The 18,330-nt window shown below is 64.8% G+C and carries 14 protein-coding genes; 6 read left to right on the top strand and 8 right to left on the bottom strand.

What is annotated here, in order from left to right; genetic code table 11:
- Positions 1-47: 47 nt before the first annotated feature.
- Together ABIA45_RS07680 and ABIA45_RS07675 are read right to left on the bottom strand one after the other, a co-directional pair.
- Positions 48-3,431, bottom strand: a complete 3,384-nt coding sequence (locus tag ABIA45_RS07680; RefSeq protein WP_404651587.1) for an autotransporter domain-containing protein — start codon at positions 3,429-3,431, stop codon at positions 48-50.
- Positions 3,432-3,896: 465 nt separating this feature from the next.
- The gene (locus ABIA45_RS07675) at positions 3,897-4,985 is read right to left on the bottom strand and encodes a cyclase family protein (RefSeq protein WP_271537758.1); all 1,089 of its coding nucleotides are present in this window, start codon (positions 4,983-4,985) and stop codon (positions 3,897-3,899) included.
- A gap of 116 nt (positions 4,986-5,101) precedes the next feature.
- Between ABIA45_RS07675 and ABIA45_RS07670 the strand changes: the two genes are divergently transcribed.
- Entirely contained in the window at positions 5,102-6,172 is a 1,071-nt protein-coding gene (locus ABIA45_RS07670) for a CobW family GTP-binding protein (protein WP_404651585.1), read from the top strand.
- Between the two features lie 44 nt (positions 6,173-6,216).
- On the opposite strand, the gene ABIA45_RS07665 is transcribed toward ABIA45_RS07670, so the two are convergent.
- The 3 genes from ABIA45_RS07665 to ABIA45_RS07655 form a co-directional block, all read right to left on the bottom strand.
- Positions 6,217-7,425 (bottom strand): MFS transporter, encoded by a 1,209-nt coding sequence (locus ABIA45_RS07665; RefSeq protein ID WP_404651584.1) that lies wholly within the window; start codon positions 7,423-7,425, stop codon positions 6,217-6,219.
- Positions 7,425-8,273 (bottom strand): 3-deoxy-8-phosphooctulonate synthase, encoded by an 849-nt coding sequence (gene kdsA / locus ABIA45_RS07660; protein ID WP_271537752.1) that lies wholly within the window; start codon positions 8,271-8,273, stop codon positions 7,425-7,427. The genes ABIA45_RS07665 and kdsA overlap by 1 nt, the downstream gene beginning before the upstream one ends.
- Positions 8,274-8,386: 113 nt before the next feature.
- Complete coding sequence (locus tag ABIA45_RS07655) at positions 8,387-8,713, bottom strand: NIPSNAP family protein (RefSeq protein ID WP_225125229.1); 327 nt, start codon at positions 8,711-8,713, stop codon at positions 8,387-8,389.
- Between the two features lie 214 nt (positions 8,714-8,927).
- Here ABIA45_RS07655 and ABIA45_RS07650 point away from each other — a divergent pair, with 214 nt between their 5' ends.
- On the top strand, positions 8,928-10,586 hold the full coding sequence (locus ABIA45_RS07650; protein ID WP_404651582.1) for a hypothetical protein: 1,659 nt from the start codon (positions 8,928-8,930) through the stop codon (positions 10,584-10,586).
- Between the two features lie 43 nt (positions 10,587-10,629).
- On the opposite strand, the gene ABIA45_RS07645 is transcribed toward ABIA45_RS07650, so the two are convergent.
- From ABIA45_RS07645 to tpiA, 3 genes are all read right to left on the bottom strand, one after another.
- The gene (locus tag ABIA45_RS07645; protein ID WP_157283627.1) at positions 10,630-12,261 is read right to left on the bottom strand and encodes a CTP synthase; all 1,632 of its coding nucleotides are present in this window, start codon (positions 12,259-12,261) and stop codon (positions 10,630-10,632) included.
- Positions 12,262-12,427: 166 nt separating this feature from the next.
- The gene (secG, locus tag ABIA45_RS07640; RefSeq protein WP_036009912.1) at positions 12,428-12,811 is read right to left on the bottom strand and encodes a preprotein translocase subunit SecG; all 384 of its coding nucleotides are present in this window, start codon (positions 12,809-12,811) and stop codon (positions 12,428-12,430) included.
- Positions 12,812-12,951: 140 nt separating this feature from the next.
- Positions 12,952-13,707: a triose-phosphate isomerase gene (tpiA, locus tag ABIA45_RS07635; protein ID WP_404651580.1), complete on the bottom strand. Its 756-nt coding sequence runs from the start codon at positions 13,705-13,707 to the stop codon at positions 12,952-12,954.
- Between the two features lie 223 nt (positions 13,708-13,930).
- On the opposite strand from tpiA, the gene ABIA45_RS07630 reads away from it, so the two are divergent.
- From ABIA45_RS07630 to moaC, 4 genes are read left to right on the top strand one after another with little or no spacing between them, the layout of a single operon-like run.
- Complete coding sequence (locus tag ABIA45_RS07630; RefSeq protein WP_404651578.1) at positions 13,931-15,829, top strand: SurA N-terminal domain-containing protein; 1,899 nt, start codon at positions 13,931-13,933, stop codon at positions 15,827-15,829.
- Positions 15,830-15,843: 14 nt separating this feature from the next.
- A complete protein-coding gene (trpD, locus tag ABIA45_RS07625; RefSeq protein WP_275499714.1) occupies positions 15,844-16,857 on the top strand; it encodes an anthranilate phosphoribosyltransferase in 1,014 nt (337 codons plus the stop codon).
- Between the two features lie 8 nt (positions 16,858-16,865).
- Complete coding sequence (gene trpC / locus ABIA45_RS07620) at positions 16,866-17,687, top strand: indole-3-glycerol phosphate synthase TrpC (RefSeq protein WP_404651577.1); 822 nt, start codon at positions 16,866-16,868, stop codon at positions 17,685-17,687.
- A gap of 1 nt (position 17,688) precedes the next feature.
- A complete protein-coding gene (gene moaC, locus ABIA45_RS07615; RefSeq protein ID WP_404651576.1) occupies positions 17,689-18,219 on the top strand; it encodes a cyclic pyranopterin monophosphate synthase MoaC in 531 nt (176 codons plus the stop codon).
- Positions 18,220-18,330: the final 111 nt, after the last annotated feature.

Here is an 18,330-nt window from a genome sequence, read left to right as displayed (position 1 = left end):
GCCTCTCTCAGTGCGTCTGTCCAGGTCCTGTCCCGACAGGATCCGTTTCACCACGCGTACCGCACCACGCCCTTGCCTGCGTAGGAGCGCGTGACGTTCGAGAACTCGCCCTCGAACGTACCGGCAGCCGACCAGCCGCTCAGCCACTTCTTCTCGACCGATCCCGTCACCAGCGCGGAATCGGCGGCCATCGCCGCGCCGTTCACGACAAAGCTCGCGCCGGGCAGAGCTTGGAACGTGGCTCCGATGGCGCGGTCCGGATTGAAGTCGTGCGCCCAGGCGAGCCGCCCGCGCAAGGTGACGATCCCGTCGGCCTGGGCGAAGGATTTGTCCGTGCGCAGGCCGAGCTCGGTGCGGGTGTTAGTGACGCTCTTGGCACCATAGGCCAGCGCGAACAGGTTGCCGCCGACGATGGCCTGTTCGGCGTAAGCCGGCAGGTCGAACGTCGTGAACTGCGCTGCGGCGTAAGGCGTAAGGCCGACGCCCTGCGTGACGAAGCGGTAGCCGCCCTCGAGGCGGCCGGAATAGGCGTTGGCGTTGAACTCAGCGCGCAGGCGATCGACGCCGGCAACCGTCACGGTGCGATCTGTGGTGATGTCCTGCCATCCATAGGCCAGCGCACCGGTGATGTAGGCAGGGCCGACGATGTGCCGGAGGAAGGCGCCGGCCTGGAACAGGTCGGACCGGCCGCCGCCGAGCGCGTTCGCCACGGTAAAGTTGGTGCCGCCGCCGGCGAGCGCGAAGCCAACCAGCGTATCCGGCGAGATGCGATAATCCGCACCGACGGCGGTGCCATAGAGGTTGCTTGTGGTGGTGTTCGATCCGACGATGGCGTTGCCGTCGGTCTGCTGCGCGCCGCCGAAGCCTGCCGCCCAGACGCTCCAGCGCTGCTCGAACGACGGTGCAACCGGTGCCTTGGTGTAGATCGCAGCCAATGCGTCGTCCGGCTTGCGCTTGCGCGCGTACGCCAAGGCGGTCTCATCCGCATAAGCATTCGGCGTGCCGCCCGCACTGATGGGATCGCCGCGGCCCGCGATGAATGGATCGGTCATCACGCCCATGAACTGGTTCATCGCGTTGAAGGTCGCCTGCTGCGGCGCGCTGCCGACCTCGCCGGAGAGCTGGGTCAAGCCGGCGGGCGTCAGGCTACCGAACACCATCGGGATGGTGCCGTTGGCGTTGAAATAGTTGATGATCGCGTTGCCGACGTTCTGCTGATTGCCGTTGAGGTTGCCGGACGGGGGCACGAAGTTCAGCGCGAGGTCCAGATAAGCATGTGTGGTGTCATAGCTCACGCTGGTGTGAAAACCTGACGGCAGGCCAATATTGGTCACCGTAGGACTGAACGCGCCGGTGATGCTGGTCGCATTCAGGATCGTGTACTGCTTGGCGACGTAAGAGCCGGCCGCAAAATTTGCACTAACGGTGGCGCCGCCAAGCCATGCATTGCCGGCAACATTGGCAAAGGTGGAGGTTGTGGGATTGACGAAGACATTGAAGTACGCCCCAGGTTGCATCACGAGGCTTGTCACTGCCATCGAGGTTCCCGGGCTACCCGGCGCACCCGGCGAGAAATAGCCTCCCGCGATCAGGGCGGCTCCGACTGCACCGTTTCCGGTCAGGTATCCATCGGAATTGACGGTGGTGAGAGCCGACGACGCCATCGATCCCGACACGACGAGCGTGCCGCCGTCAACCGTGGTGGTGCCGGTGTAACTGCTGCTATCGCCGGACAGGATCAGGGCGCCGGACCCGGTCTTCACGAAGCTGCCGGTGCCAATGATGGATCCGGCGAACACAGACGTCGAATTGTCGCCCCCGACGGTGAAGGCAAATGCGCCCGTATTGAGCTGGGTGCCCGCCACGCCGGCGAGTGAGCCGTAGGTCGCGCCGCCCGAGGTCGAGTAGACATTCGCACCGGCAGCCGTCATGTCCACCCGCCCCGTGACGGTGCCGCCATAGGTGTTCATCGAAGCGAGACCGCCGGACAGTGTCACGTTGCCGTTGATCGTCCCATAGAGCTGCGTGTATCCGCCGGCGGCGTTGATCGATCCATTGATCGTCCCGGTGGGGTCGACGACGATATTGGCGCCGATGGCGTTGCTGATCGTGTTTGTCGCATTCAGCGTTCCCGTGACTCCAAGATTGCCGTCGTTGGTCACGGTCGTCGCATTGACCGTCCGGCCGGCGTCGATCCAGGTGGCGTGAATCATCGCGCTGGCCTGGTTGATCAGCGTCGTTACGGTGAGATCGCCGCCTGAGACAAAAAGGTCGGATATTGCACCGGTGGTCAGGGTCCCGTTGACGGTGAGCGCACCGGTCACCGTGAAGGTACCGCCTTGATGGTCGACGTTGCCGTTGATCGTGCCGGCTGCGTTCGTCGTGCCGGAATTCGTCAGTCCGCCATTGACCGTTCCAGTCGTCGTGAAGGTACCGGCGGCTGCGTTCGTCGTCCCGGCGGTCGTCGTCACCGTACCTGCGTTGGTGAAGGAACCGGCGTTGTTGACGATGCTGGTCGCGCTCAGCGTCCGGCCTGCCGCCACCTGGACCGCCGTGGCCGAGGTCGAATTGTTCGTCAGCGTCGTGATGCCGGTGAAGCTGCCGAACTGCACGGCCAGGCTCGATGTCCCGTTGTTGGTCACCGCACCATTGGTGGTCAGGTCGCCGCTCAGCGCGAAGGCGCCGCTGCCCTGGTTGGTGATGCCGTCATTGAACACGCCCCTCGCGTTGGCCGTGCCCGCATTCGTCAGTCCGCCGTTGACCGTGCCCGTCGTGTTGAAGGTGGCGCCGGCGGCATTGGTCGTGCCTCCGGTCGTCGTGATCGAGCCATTGTTGAAGAACGTGCCACCGTTGTTGGCAATCGTCGTCGCGGAGATGATGCCGGCTGGAAGATTGGAGAAACCGGTGGTGGTGGTGATGTCGCCGATCAGGGTACCTTGATTGCTCGCGATCGCACTGACGGTCAGCGACGTCGTCAGGCTGCCGGTGTTGACGAAGGTTCCGGCGGTAACGCTGGTGGTGGTGAACGAGTTGGTGCCGGACAGCGTCAACCGGCTCGACCCTGCCTGCGAGATCGTCGCGCCCGTCATGTTGTTGCTGATCGAGATGAAAGTACCGACACCGACGGCATTGTTGGTGATGCCGGCGACAAAATTCACCGCCTGACCGCTGATTGTGTAGCCTTGTGAGGCAGCGTCGAAAATCCAGGACTGGGGCGCGATGGGGCCAAGGGTGACTGTGACGGCCGTCGTGCCAGTCGAGGAAAAGGTCGCGGTTTCACCCGCGGTGTCGGGGACCGTACCAGTCGACCAATTGGACGGCGCGTTGTAATTGCCGTTGTCGATGCCACCGTCCTGCCAGACCTGCGCTCGCGCCAGGGACGGCACCAAGGCAACCGTCGCAAGAGCTGTGCCGGCGAGAAAAGCCTTCAAGAGCGCCCCACGCGTGGGCCCAACCCCGTCCGCCCGGATCATTGAAAATTCCGCTGGGCCCTGCGCTGCAGCTGCCCTCGATTGTCAGATAATTCAAACAGCGAATATCTAGCTGCTTCGCCACCCGCGAACCATCGATGATCGGTGTCATCACGCATGGCTGAACGATTTTCGGCGCGATGTGTTTGTCGAGCAACAAAAATTTGCATATTTTCTGAGCACCCGCGACACCGGAACAGCGCGAAGCGGCGCAGCCGGCGCGGCTCGTCGGTCCGGACGGCGATCGCGCTCCCCTACCGTGGAAGTAGTCTCGAAACCGGAGAGGATGGTGGTGAGGCCGGCATTGCCGAGCGCGGTCAGGATGGGGAGCAATGCCTCCCGGCCTCGCGCCTATCGCGGGCGGGGCAGATCGGGCGGCCTTTCGCGGGTGCGCGGGGAAGCCCGCCCACCCGCGTTTTATCCGCCTCAGGTGATCGCGATCGGACAGCCATTGCTGCCGGTCGCGCCTTTGATCGGCGACGGCGTGAAGCAGTAGACGAACTGGTACTTCTTGTCGGCAATCAACTCGTCGAAGATCAGGTTCTCGTGGTTGAGAATGCCGTGCTTGGTCTGCAATTCGGAATGAACCGCGAAAGCGAGCGACTTGTCGGGATTGGGCACCACTTCGACCGCCCAGGTGTCGGCCGCAGTCAGCGCGAGATCCTTCTCGATGATCCACTTCGCGGCATCGAGGCCGATCCCGGGCTCGCCGCTATTGTAGCGATCATTGTTCTTCATCCACAGGGAGCCCCAGCCGGTGTGGAACATGATCGCATCGCCTGGCTTGATGTCGCTCTCCGCGATGCTTTGCTTCGCCAGCGCCGCCTTGATATCGGCCGAGGTGATCTCTTGGCCCGCATCCATCATGCCGCCCTTCAGCGCGACCATATCGATCAGGTGGGCGCGTGTGAACAGCGGCTTGAGCTTCTCGGTGCCAAGCTTCTTCAGGCCGTAGGCGTCGCCGATCTCAGCGGCAGTGAAGCCGTTGTAGAAGCGCATCTCGCTCTTGTCGCCGTCCTTGCCCAGCTGGATACCGATATGGCCGAGTCCGTCGAATTGTGTGCCGGTCTGGCCGATTTCGGTGGCGAGAAACTCGTCGTGATAGACGAGCTTGTTGTCGCCGAACGGGCCGCCAGTCGGCCCGCCGGGAATGCGCAACGAGAATGCGCGGGCGCCGAACAACGGCATGCCTTGCTCGTAAACGCGGCCGATCTTGTAGATCTTGCCATCCTTGATCCACTTCACGGCATCGAGAACCTTCGCTGGCGTGATGTGGTTCGACGCGCCAGCCTCGTCGTCCTTGCCCCATTTCGAGGGCCACCAAGGCTTGTCCACGCCCTTTGGCATCGCCGGGGTTTGGGCTTGGGCCGCGGTGATCGGTGCGAGTGAGAACTTGCCGTGCATCGCACCTGCGAACGCCGCCCCAGCCGCACCAGCAAGACCTGCCGTGCGGAGCAAGGTCCGCCGATCGGTCGCCGCACCGCCCTTCTCTTCATCGCCTTTGGTATGGTCCATCGCTTCCTCCCGGGGTGTGCCCGCTGAGATCGGGCTTAAGATCCTGTTTTCGGAATGCTCGTCCTCCATTAGGCTGTTGTCCAGCGACAAAAATAAGACCAGGGTTGAGGACGCCGATGAGCCTGTTCGAGAGCGACAAATCCGCCGAGCGGACTCCGGTGTCACTGATCACCGGCTTTCTTGGCAGCGGCAAGACCACATTGCTCAACCGCCTGCTGCGCCACGACGCGATGAAGGACAGCGCCGTCATCATCAACGAATATGGCGAGGTCAGCCTCGACCACCTCCTCGTGGAACGCGTGGACGGCGAAGTCGCCGTGCTTGCGAGTGGTTGTATTTGCTGCACTATTCGCAGCGATCTGGAAGAGACCCTGCGCGCGCTGCTGGTGCGCCGCGATCGTGGCGAGGTCCCGCCGTTCCGCAGGATTTTGGTTGAGACGACGGGGTTGGCTGACCCCGCTCCCATCGCTCAGCTGCTGCTGAACAACCCCTTGGTCTCGCATTTCCTGCGGCTAGACACCGTGGTGACCACCGTCGACGCGGTCAATGCAGCGCGGCAGCTCGACCGCCAATACGAGGCGGTGAAGCAGGTCGCGCTCGCTGACCGGCTGCTGATCACCAAGCGCGATTTGGTCAATGACACTGACGCACTGGACTTGCGGCTTCGTCGGCTCAATCCCAGCGCCAGGATCGAGAACGTGGCGCATGGCGAGGTCGATCCGGCTCAACTGTTCGGCGCCGCCCTCATTGACCCCGAAAAGAAGACAGCCGATATCGAGCGCTGGCTCAACGAGCAGGCGTTCGCCGACATCGCCAAGGCTGCGCATGAGCGCGGCCATCATCACGATGACGGTCATGCCCATCACGAGCATCATAGCCACGACGCGTCGATCCTCAGCTTCATGATCGCATTCGACGATCCCCTTGACTGGATGGCCGTATCGCGCTGGCTCGCACATCTGCGTGCCACCCGGGGCGAAGACCTCTTGCGGGTCAAGGGCATCTTGAATCTTCGCGATGAAGCCACACCGGTCGCGGTCCATGGCGTCCACCACGTCTTCCATCCGCCGGTGGCGCTGGCAAAATGGCCCAATGCCGACCGCCGTTCGCGCATCGTGTTCATCACCCGTGGCATTACGCGCCACGAGGTGCTTGACCTCTGGCAGGAGGCCCACGCGAGCGCCTGAGCACCACAAAGACTGCTCGCGAAGCTTTTTGAGAGGACGCGCGCTCAGACGCGGGCGTCTGACGGCGCCCGCTGCTTGAGCAGCCGCGCGCAGACGAGGCCGAGCAGCACCATGATCGCGGCGCTTGCAGACAAGGTCGCCATCTTGCCGGCATGCTGGAGCCCGAAGCCGTAGGCGAGCGGCCCCACCGTCTGCCCCATGAAGAAGAAGAACGAATGCAGCGACATCGCTGTGGCGCGCGCCTCGACCGAGAGCTCGCTGGCGAAGACCTGGAGACAGCCATGGGCGATGTAGAAGCCCCAGCCCATCACGACGAGATTCAGCGCCTGCACTTCCCAGCGTGGACCGAAGGCGACGGCGATGAGCTGTGAGGCGACCAGCGTCATCCCTGCGATCATCATGCCCTTCACGCCGAGCCAAGGCAGCAGGCGCGACACCGTGAGCGTGTAGAACAGGCCGCCGACCGCAAAGCCGGCGATGACGATGCCGGCGATCGACAACGAGGTCTGGCCGAGCTCGAACAGGAACGAAGCGATGTAGGGAAACAGGCCGAGCACGCAGCAGCCTTCGATGAACACAGCCGAATAGCAGACATAGGCATTCGGGTTGGTGAAGATGGTGCGATAGCCGGCCTTCAGCGCCGACAGGCTCGTCTTCGGCGGATGCTTGACCTTGGCGCCACGAAAGCCGGCAGCGACTGCGATAGACGCGACGATCACGAGCACACCGAGCACCGCCAGCACGCCGCGCCAGCCGAGGAAATCGCCGATCAGGCCGGAGGCCGAGGCGCCGAGCAGATTGCCGGTCATGGCGCCGGCGAGCGTGCGGCTGATCGCAACCTGGCGTTTCTCGGGCTCGACGAGATCGCTGGTCAGGCTGAGCGCCACCGGAAATACGCCGCCGGAGCCGATGCCCGCGAGGATGCGGGTCGCAAACAGAACCGAGAACGACGTCGAGAATGCGCCCAGGATGTTGGCGAGGCCGAGCAGCGCGAGGCAGCCGATCATCAGCCGCGTCTTGCCGAACAGATCGGCGGCGGCGCCGATAATCGGCTGGATGATCGAGAAGGTGAAGGCGAACACCGCGGCAAAGCCCGCGGCGGTCGCGATGCTGACGCCAAAATCCTCGGCGACGTGCGGCAGCACCGGATCGAGTGCACGGGCCGACAAGGCAGCGGCGAAGCTTGCGCCTGAGATGACGTAGAGCGCCGTCGGCAAGCCGGGATCTGGCGGCCGCGCCTCGCTCTGCTGCATCAGCGCGGATTCTTTGCCAGCGCGTCGAACGCGATCAGCCGGGCGATGAGCCCTTCGAACTCGCGCAGCGGCACCATGTTAGGACCGTCGGAAGGCGCGCGATCGGGATCGGGATGGGTCTCGATGAAGACGCCGGCAACGCCGACCGCGACAGCTGCACGCGCCAGCACCGGGACGAATTCGCGCTCACCGCCCGAGGACGTCCCCTTCCCGCCCGGCTGCTGCACCGAATGGGTGGCGTCGAAGATGACGGGTGCGCCGGTGGTGCGCGCCAGGATCGGCAGCGCGCGCATGTCGGAGACGAGCGTGTTGTAACCGAACGAGGCACCGCGCTCGGTGACGAGCACGTTGGGATTGCCGGCGCTCGTGATCTTGGTCACGACGTTGGCCATGTCCCAGGGTGCCAAGAACTGGCCCTTCTTGACGTTGACGACCTTGCCGGTCGCGGCCGCCGCCAGCAGCAGATCGGTCTGCCGGCACAGAAAGGCTGGAATCTGCAGGATGTCCACGGCCTGCGCCACCTCGGCGCATTGCGTGGCTTCGTGCACGTCGGTCAGGACAGGCAGGCCGAGCGAGGATCGGATCTCGGCGAAGATCGGCAGCGACTGCGCAAGGCCCAGCCCGCGCGCCGCCGCCGCGCTGGTGCGGTTGGCCTTGTCGAACGAGGTCTTGTAGACGAGGCCCAAGTTCAGCCGCGCGGCGATCTCCTTCAGCGCGGAGGCGACCTCCAGCGCATGCTGGCGGCTCTCGAGCTGGCAGGGCCCGGCAATGACCGAGATCGGCAAATCATTGCCGAATTTGACCCTGCCGATGGTGACGACCGGCGCCGCTGAATTCGAAGAGCTCAAGGAAAATCCCTCGTTTCGGCGCGACCATAGCCGCCACGAGGGTCGGATCAACCCTCTTCCGCCCGGGCAGTCCGAATATCAGGGTTGCGCCAGGGTTCCCTGCCCGCCGCCTGCTACTTCACCGCCGAGAAGGCGGTCGGGGTCAGGATCTGGCTGACGATGTTGGCGACGATCTGGCCGTCGGCTTCGCTCTCGGCGCGCGCCTTCATCCAGTCCGGATCGGTCATGAACGCGCCCCACTTCTTCTCGCGCTCGGCAAGCGAGTCCCAGGCGAGGAAATAGGTCAGCTCCTGGTTGGATTCGCCGATCAGGGTGGTGAAGAACCCGGCCTGCTTGATGCCATGCTTCTCCCAAATCTTGAGCGTGGCGGTCTCGAAGCGCTTGAGCAATGCCGGTAGGCGGCCGGGCACGCAACGATAGACGCGCATTTCGTAGATCATTCTTGCTCCCTCCCTGGCAGGAGCGCCGGTTATACCCGCTGGCCACAACTCTGTCTTGAGCCTCACCCGGGGCCCCCTCATGGCGTTTCGCGCATAGCTCGATAGCGCGGAGCCTGCGCTCTTGATAATGTGCAGGCTCGGTCCGGACGGATCAGCCGCCGACGGCCCGAGCAATCGGCAAAACGACCGAAGCGATCAAAGGGGGGCAGAGGCAATGACCTATTTTGATCTCGGACACTACAGCCGCAAGATCAGCACGACTTCGCCCGATGCGCAGCTCTGGTTCGACCGAGGGCTCAACTGGGTGTTCGGATTCAACCACGGCGAGGCGATCAAATGCTTTCGCAAGGCGCTCGAGTTCGATAACAGCTGCGCCATGGCCCACTGGGGCATCGGCTACGCCGCGGGTCCCAACTACAACCTGCCCTGGGTCCGCTATGACGCACAAGGCCGTCAATTGGCGCTGGCGGCATCATACGATGCGACGCAGGACGCGCTCGCGCAGGCGGATAGGGCGAGCCCGGTCGAGCAAGCGCTGATCCGCGCCTTGTCGGTGCGCTATCCGCAGCGTGAAGCGATCGAGGACATGGCGCCGTGGGACAAGGCCTTCACGCGAGAGATGCGAAAGGTCTTCGCCACGTATCCCGAAGATCTCGATGTCCGAGCCATCTTTGCCGAATCGATCATGAATGAGACGCCGTGGCTGATGTGGGACCTTGAGTCTGGAGAACCCACCAAGGGCGCTGGCACCGAGGAATGCAGGGCCGTGCTCGAACAAGCTTTCGATGGATGGCCGGCTGCGTGGAATCATCCGGGGCTGCTCCATCTCTACGTCCACCTCATGGAGATGTCGCCCTTCCCGCAACGGGCGATGCGGGCTGGGGACCGGCTGCGCGGGATCGCCCCCGATAGCGGCCATCTGATCCACATGCCGACGCATCTCGACGTGCTGTGCGGGCAGTACAACGACGTCCTGCTCTACAATCAGAAGGCGCTGGCGACCGACCGCAGATTCCTCGCTTATTCGGACGATCCGGGTGTCTACCTGGTCTATGTCATCCACAACTTCCACTTCGCCATCTACGGCGCGATGTTCCTGGGTCAATACGCCCCCGCTATCGCAGCGGCCGAGGAACTCATTGCCACCGTGCCCGAGCCAGTGCTGCGCATTCAATCGCCCCCCATGGCGGACTTCCTGGAAGGCTATTTGACGATGAAGCAGCACGTTCTCGTGCGTTTCGGCAAATGGCACGACATCATTGCCCAACAGCTGCCGGAGGATCGCGAGCTATACTGCTCTGTGACGGCGATGATCCACTACGCCAAGGCGGTGGCTCATTCGGCGCTTGGCCACGTCACTGAGGCCGAAACCGAGAAAGCGTTGTTCGCACAGGCGAAGACGCGCGTGCCGGAGAGCCGGCTCGTGCACAACAACAAGGTCGTCGCCCTGCTCGGCGTGGCCGAAGCCATGTTGAATGGCGAACTGGAATATCGCAAAGCCAATTACGACTTCGCGTTCGCTGAGCTGCGCAGATCGGTCGCGCTCAGCGACGCCTTGCCCTATGACGAGCCGTGGGGATGGATGCAGCCACCGCGTCACGCACTCGGCGCGCTGCTGCTGGAGCAGGGACGGGTCGAGGAAGCCGAGGCAGTGTACCGTTCCGATCTCGGCCTCGATGGAAAGCTGAGCCGGGCCTGCCAGCATCCCGACAATCTGTGGTCGCTTCACGGTTTGCACGAATGTCTCATGCGGCGTGGCGACAAGGCCGAGAGGCCGCTGATCAAGCAGCGACTTGACCTCGCCCAGTCGCGGGCGGAGGTGCCGATCAAGGCATCTTGCTTCTGCCGCAGGATGGACATCGCGGCCGCGTAACCGGACGTGCGAGCAAGACTTTGGTCAGGGCAGACCGAGCCGGCTACACCAGCCGGCTCTGCTTCGCCGCTGCCTCGATGAACGAAGCGAACAGCGGATGCGGCTCGAAGGGGCGCGACTTCAGTTCGGGGTGGAACTGGACGCCGATGAACCAGGGGTGGTCCTCGTACTCGACGATTTCAGGCAGCACGCCGTCGGGCGAGAGGCCTGAGAACTTCAGGCCGTGCTGCTCGAGGCGGTCCTTGTAGGCGGTGTTGACCTCGTAGCGATGGCGGTGACGCTCGGAGATTTCGGTTGCGCCGCCATAGACCTGCGAGACGCGGCTGCCGCGGTTGAGCGTTGCCGGATAGGCGCCAAGCCGCATCGTGCCGCCGAGGTCGCCGGCCTGCGAGCGCTTCTCCAGCTCGTTGCCGCGCAGCCACTCCGTCATCAGGCCGACCAGCGGCTCCTTGGTCGGGCCGAACTCGGTGGAGTTGGCGTCCTCGATGCCGACGAGGTTTCGCGCGGCCTCGATCACCGCCATCTGCATGCCGAAGCAGATGCCGAAATACGGCACGTCGCGCTCGCGCGCGAACTGCGCCGCCTTGATCTTGCCTTCGGCGCCGCGCTGGCCGAAGCCGCCGGGCACCAGGATGCCGTTGACGTGCTCGAGGAACGGCGCCGGATCCTCCTTCTCGAAGATCTCGCTCTCGATCCAGTCGAGATTGACCTTCACCTTGTTGGCGATGCCGCCATGCGAGAGCGCCTCGATCAGCGATTTGTACGCATCCTTCATGCCGGTGTACTTGCCGACGATGGCGATGGTGACGTTGCCCTCGGGGTTGCGGATGCGCTCGTTGATCTGCTGCCAGCTGCGCAGCTCCGGCGGAATCCGCGAGCCGATGCCGAAGGCGGCGAGCACCTCATCGTCGAGGCCCGCATTGTGATAGGCCTCGGGCACCGCGTAGATGTTGTCGACGTCGCGCGCCTCGATCACGGCGCTTTCGCGCACGTTGCAGAACAGCCCGAGCTTGCGCCGCTCTTCCTTCGGGATCTCGCGATCGGTGCGGCAGAGCAGGATGTCCGGCTGGATGCCGATCGAGCGCAGCTCCTTCACGGAGTGCTGCGTCGGCTTCGTCTTCAATTCGCCGGCGCTGGGAATATAGGGCAGCAACGTCAGATGGATGTAGACGGCGTGATCGCGCGGCAGCTCGTTCTTGAGCTGGCGGATCGCCTCGAAGAACGGCAGGCCCTCGATGTCGCCCACGGTGCCGCCGATCTCGACCAGCACGAAGTCGTAATCGTCGTTGCCGTCGAGGACGAATTCCTTGATGGCGTTGGTGACGTGCGGAACCACCTGGATGGTCGCGCCGAGATAATCGCCGCGGCGCTCCTTGGAGATGATGTCCTGGTAGATGCGCCCGGTCGTGATGTTGTCGGCCTTGGTCGCGGGACGGCCGGTGAAGCGCTCGTAGTGACCTAGATCGAGATCGGTCTCCGCGCCGTCATCGGTCACGAACACTTCGCCGTGCTGATACGGCGACATCGTTCCGGGATCGAGGTTGAGATAGGGGTCGAGCTTGCGGAGGCGGACCTTGTAGCCTCGGGCCTGCAGCAGGGCACCCAGTGCCGCCGACGCCAGACCCTTGCCGAGCGAAGAAACCACGCCGCCGGTGATGAATATGTACCGCGCCATGGGACTTAACCTCTAATCCCCTAAATACGATTCGCCAAAGCGATTCGTATTCCGCCCCAAAGATTTTGCGGGCCTGTGGGTGAGCCGAAACGAAGAGTGATGACAGTGCCTTGATGGGGATTGTTGATGCAGGACGGTAGCCACCGCCCTGCATGGCCCCCCTGCTTTATTGCGAGCGCGGCACCTGAGGACCGGTCGGAGCCGGTGCCTGCTGCTGCTCGTCAGCCTTCTTCAGCGAATCCAGGATGCCGCCCGAGGTCGGCGGCGCGATCGGCGACCCGCCGGCCGGCTGGGTCTGCGAGGGCTGGCCGATGATCGACGACGGCTTGCGGTCGTAACCGGCATACCAGGACAGGAACAGGCTGGTGAGGAAGAAGCCGACGGCCAAGATCGCGGTGGTCCGCGTCAGAAGGTTCGCCGTGCCGCGGCTCGACATGAAGCCCGCGCCGCCGCCCATGCCGAGGCCGCCGCCTTCCGACTTCTGGAGCAGGACGGCACCGATCATGACGGCGACGATCATGAGGTGGATGACGATGACAACGGTCTGCATGATATCCTTCCGTCACAAGCGGGCGGCGCCTGACGGCGGCCGATCGCGCTTCGCGGGTTTTCCTGAAGTTGCGCGGTGTTACACGATCGGAGGTGGCAATGCCACCCCCGATCGGGCCCGGTCCCGCGGTTTGGACTTAGCTAGGGGCAGCCCTTGGCGATCGCAAGGAAATCGGCCGCCTTCAGGCTGGCACCGCCGACCAGAGCCCCATTGACGTTCTTCACCGCCATCAGCTCGGCCGCGTTCGAGGGCTTGACCGAGCCGCCGTAGAGGATTCGCATCTTCGCGCCCTCAGCCTTGAACCTGATGGTCAGGAGTTCCCGGATAAACCCATGAATTTGCTCGACATCCTTGGCTGTGGGGGTCAGCCCGGTGCCGATCGCCCAGACCGGCTCATAGGCCACGACCAGGTTGGCCGCCGTCGAGCCATCCGGCAGCGAGCCGTCGAGCTGGCCGCGCAGGATGTCCAGGGTCTGGCCGGCGTCGCGCTGGCCCTGCGTTTCGCCAATGCAGACGATCGCAACGGCCCCGGCGCGCCAGGCCGCCTCGGCCTTCTGCCGGATCAGCGCGTCGCCCTCCCCGTGGTCGGCGCGGCGCTCGGAATGGCCGACGATGATGGCGGTCGCGCCTGCATCGGCGAGCATTTCGGCGGCGATATCGCCGGTGTGGGCGCCGGAGGCCCTGGGGTGGCAGTCCTGGGCCCCGACCGCGACCTTCTTGCCGCGCGCCTTCTCGGCGAACGCCGCAACCAGGGTCGCCGGCGGGCAGACCAGCAGGTCGGCCTTGCCAGCCACGTCTGCCGCGCCGTTGAGCATGGCGTCGAATTCAGCAGCCTGGGCTTTCAGGCCGTTCATTTTCCAATTGCCCGCGATCAGCGGTCGGATGGCGTCGGTCATGTCAATGTCCAGCAGAATGAGGTTTGTTCATGCGCTAGCAGAGGTGCTCCTGCAGTTCCAGAGACCAGAGGCCCTTTCGCCGCAGCTTCAAGTGGTCGCCCGGGGCGAGGTTGCGGGGGGAAAGCCGCCACTTTATGATGATCTATCAATTTGGTGACGCGCTTTTGCGGAATCTGCATTAAGACGCGCTCCGTTCCCCTCCTGACCAAACAAGTTGGACCAAATGCTCCGAGGAATACGCAAGGCCTCATCGAACTGGCTCGGCAAGATCATTATGGCCGTGGTGATGGGCGTGTTGATCATCAGTTTCGGCATTTGGGGCATTGCCGACATCTTCAAGGGCTTCGGCCAGTCCACGGTCGCCAAGATCGGCAGCACCGAGATCTCGCTCAACGAGTTCCGCCAGATCTACACCGACCGCCTGCAACAGATCAGCCGCCAGTTCGGCCGTCCGTTGACGTCCGACCAGGCGCGCGCGTTCGGCCTTGACCGCCAGGTGCTGCAGCAGACCATTGCCGAGGCCGCGCTCGACGAAGTGGCGCGCCGGCTCGGCCTCGGCCAATCCGACGAGCAGATCCGCCAGCTCATCATGAACGACCCCAACTTCAAGGGTATCGGCGGCAATTTCGACCCCAATCGCTTCCAAGCCTTGATCCGCAATTTCGGCTACACCGAGCAGCGCTATGTCGCCGAACAGCGCAAGGTATCGCTGCGCCGGCAGATCACCGGCACGGTCGGCGCCGGCCTCGAGCCCCCGAAGGCCATGGTCGACGTCCTGACGCGCTACCAGAACGAACAACGCTCGATTGAATTCGTCCGGCTCGACGCCGCGCAGGCCGGTCCGATCGACCCGCCCTCGCCCGAGGCGCTTGCCGCCTATTTCGAGGATCACAAGGTCCAGTTCCGCGCGCCCGAATATCGCAAGATCTCCTTCGTCGTGGTCTCGCCGGAAGAGATCGGCAAATGGACCGAGGTCTCGGACGAGGATGCCCGGAAGGCGTTCGAGCAGCGCAAGGATCGGCTGGGCACGCCGGAAAAGCGCCAGATCCAGCAGATCGTGTTTCCGAACGTTGCCGAAGCGCAAGCCGCTCGCGAGCGCCTCGTCGGCGGGACGTCGTTCGAGGACATCGGCAAGGAACGCGGGCTGAGCGCCTCCGACGTCGACCTGGGACTGGTGACCAAGTCTTCGCTCACGCCCGCCGTCGGCGATGCCGCGTTCGCGCTGCCTGCCGGCGAGATCAGCCAGCCGATCCAGAGCGGACTCGGCGTCGCGATCGTCAGGGTCGACAAGATCGAGCCGGGCGCCGAGGCCGACTACGCCAAGCTTGTCGGCGACATCAAGCGCGAGATCGCGACTGAGCGTGCGCGCGTTAAGGTCGCCGACCTCCGCGACAAGATGGAAGACGAGCGCGGCGGCGGCTCCAGCGTGATCGATGCGGCGCAGAAGCTCGGCCTCACCGCCGTGACCATCGAGGCCGTCGACCGCTCCGGCCGCGCCCCGAACGGCCAGCCGATCGCCAACATCCCGCAGGGCCTCGACGTGGTGTCGCAGGCCTTCAACACCGACGTCGGCGTCGACAACGACGCGATCTCGTTCAAGGGTGGCTATGTCTGGTACGACGTGCTCGCCATCACGCCCTCGCGCGACCGCAATCTCGACGAGGTCCGCGACCAGGTCGAGGGGCGCTGGCGCCAGGACCAGATCGCGGCCAAGCTGAAGGCCAAGGCGACCGAGATGGTGCAGAAGCTCGAAGCGGGCGGCAAGCTCGCCGACGAGGCCGCCGCTGTCGGCGCCAAGGTCGAGACCGCGGCCGGCTTCAAGCGCGACGACTCGCCCGCCGGCGTGCCCGGCACCGTCGTGGCGGCGGCCTTCCGCACCGCCAAGGACGGCATCGGACAGACGACCGTGAGCGGCGGCAGCGAGGTGATCGTCTTCCGCGTCACGGACATCGTCGATCCCGCGGTCGACTTTGCCTCCGACGCGGTCAAGAAGCTGAAGGAGAGCCTCGACCGCGCCCAGACCGAGGAGCAGGTCGCTTCCTACGTCAACAAGCTTGAAACCGACATCGGGACCACCATTAATCAGGCCGCCTTCGCGCAGGTGACCGGCGCGAACCAGTGAGTTGAAAGCACGCGATGGACGACCTGAAATCGATCATTGGAAAAGTGGCGACCGGCGCCAGCCTGTCGCGTGACGAAGCCGCTTCCGCCTTCGATGCCATGATGAGCGGCGAGGCCACGCCCTCGCAGATGGGCGGGCTCTTGATGGCGCTGCGGGTGCGCGGCGAGACCGTGGACGAGATCACCGGCGCGGTCGCGGCGATGCGCGCGAAGATGCTGACCGTGCAGGCGCCGCCGGAGGCGGTCGACATCGTCGGCACCGGCGGCGACGGCTCCGGCTCGGTCAACGTCTCGACTTGCGCATCCTTCATCGTCGCGGGCGCCGGCGTGCCCGTGGCCAAGCACGGCAACCGCGCGCTGTCGTCGCGCTCGGGCGCCGCCGACGTGCTGGCCTCGCTCGGGGTGAAGATCGATCTCAAGCCGGAGCAGGTCGGCCGCTGCGTGCGCGAATGCGGCATCGGCTTCATGTTTGCCCCCGCCCACCATCCCGCCATGAAGAACGTCGGCCCCACCCGGGTCGAGCTCGCCACGCGCACGATCTTCAATCTGCTCGGTCCCCTGTCGAATCCGGCCGGCGTGAAGCGGCAGATGGTCGGCGTGTTCTCCAGGCAATGGGTGCAGCCGCTGGCGCAGGTGCTGAAGAATCTCGGCTCCGACTCCGTCTGGGTGGTGCACGGCTCCGACGGCCTCGACGAGATCACACTCACCGGCCCGACCTTCGTCTCCGCGCTTCACAACGGCGAGATCCGGAATTTCGAGGTGACGCCGGAGGAAGCCGGCCTTTCGCGTTGCGAGGCCGGTGCGCTCAAAGGCGGCGACGCCGATGCCAACGCGATCGCGCTGCAGAGCGTGCTCGACGGCAAGCCGAGCCCCTTTCGCGACGTGGCGCTGCTCAACGCCGCCGCCGCGCTGGTCGTGGCCGGCCGTGCCAAGGACCTCAAGGAGGGCGTCGCGATCGGCGTCCGCTCGATCGACAGCGGCGCAGCCAACGCGAAGCTGAAGCACCTGGTCACGGTCTCCAAGAGCTGAACTCCCGCATGTCCGACATCCTGACCAAGATCGAGACCTACAAGCGCGAGGAGATCGCGGCGGCGAAGCGAGCGCGTCCGCTCTCCACCGTCGAGGCGCAGGCCAAGGCCGCCTCCGCGCCGCGCGGCTTCCTGCGCGCGATCAAGGCAAAGCACGCCAAGGGCGGCTACGCGCTGATTGCCGAGATCAAGAAAGCCTCACCCTCCAAGGGACTCATTCGCGCCGATTTCGACCCGCCGGCACTCGCCAGGGCCTATGAGGCCGGCGGCGCCGCCTGCCTGTCGGTGCTGACCGACACGCCCTCGTTCCAGGGCCATCTCGACTTCATGGTAGCCGCGCGCGAAGCAACCTCGCTTCCCGTTCTGCGCAAGGATTTCTTGTTCGATCCCTATCAGGTGGTCGAGGCCCGCGCGCACGGCGCCGACTGCATCCTGATCATCATGGCGGCGCTCGATGACGCCGCCGCAAGAGACCTCGAAGACGCCGCCCTCGCCTACGGCATGGACGTCTTGATCGAGATCCATGACCGCGCCGAGCTCGACCGGGCGCTGAGACTTCGCTCGCCGATGATCGGGGTCAACAACCGTAATCTTCGGACCTTCGAAACCACGCTCGCGACCAGCGAGGCCTTGGCGCCGCTGATCCCTTCGGACCGGCTGATGGTCGGCGAGAGCGGCATCTTCACGCCCGAGGACCTCGCCCGGCTGGAGCGCGTCGGCATGGCGACGTTCCTGGTCGGCGAGAGCCTGATGCGGCAGGCCGACGTCACGGCGGCGACGCGCGCGCTGCTCGCGCGCCAGGCGACGGCGCGCGCGGCGGGCACGCGCTGACATGGCGCGCCAGCCAGCGAAGAGGTCGGCCAAAGCGAAGCAGGCCAAAGCCGAGGCGGGCCCGGCCCTCACCCATATCGGCGCCTCCGGCGAAGCGCGGATGGTCGACGTCTCGGACAAGCCCGCGACGGAGCGGCTTGCGGTCGCCGAGGGACGCGTCGTCATGACCAAGACGACGCTCGATCTGATCGTGTCCGGCAACGCCAAGAAAGGCGACGTACTCGGCACCGCGCGCATCGCCGGCATCATGGCCGCCAAGCGCACCTCGGAGCTGATCCCGCTCTGTCATCCGCTCGCGCTGTCAAAGGTCATCGTCGATATCGAGCCTGACGCCAAGCTGCCGGGCTGCGTGGTACGGGCCAGCGTGAAGGTGACGGGACCGACCGGCGTCGAGATGGAGGCGCTCACGGCGGTGTCGGTCGCCTGCCTCACCATCTACGACATGATCAAGGCCGTCGAGCGCGGCGTGCGCATCGAGGGCATCCATCTGGTCGAGAAGCTCGGCGGCAAATCCGGCCATTACCGCGCCTGACGCGGGTTTGCGCAAGCACGCCGGTTTCGCGCCGCGCGCATGGATTGCTTTTGCGCGCGAGCATTCACGTCTCGTTAACCGCGCTTCCTAACTTTACTTCCACACCGTCAC

The organism is Bradyrhizobium sp. USDA 336 (genome assembly GCF_044908355.1).
GTDB classification, from domain to species: domain Bacteria; phylum Pseudomonadota; class Alphaproteobacteria; order Rhizobiales; family Xanthobacteraceae; genus Bradyrhizobium; species Bradyrhizobium yuanmingense.
The sequence above is the reverse complement of the archived record's forward strand: the minus strand, read 5'-3'. Positions and strand labels throughout refer to the sequence as shown.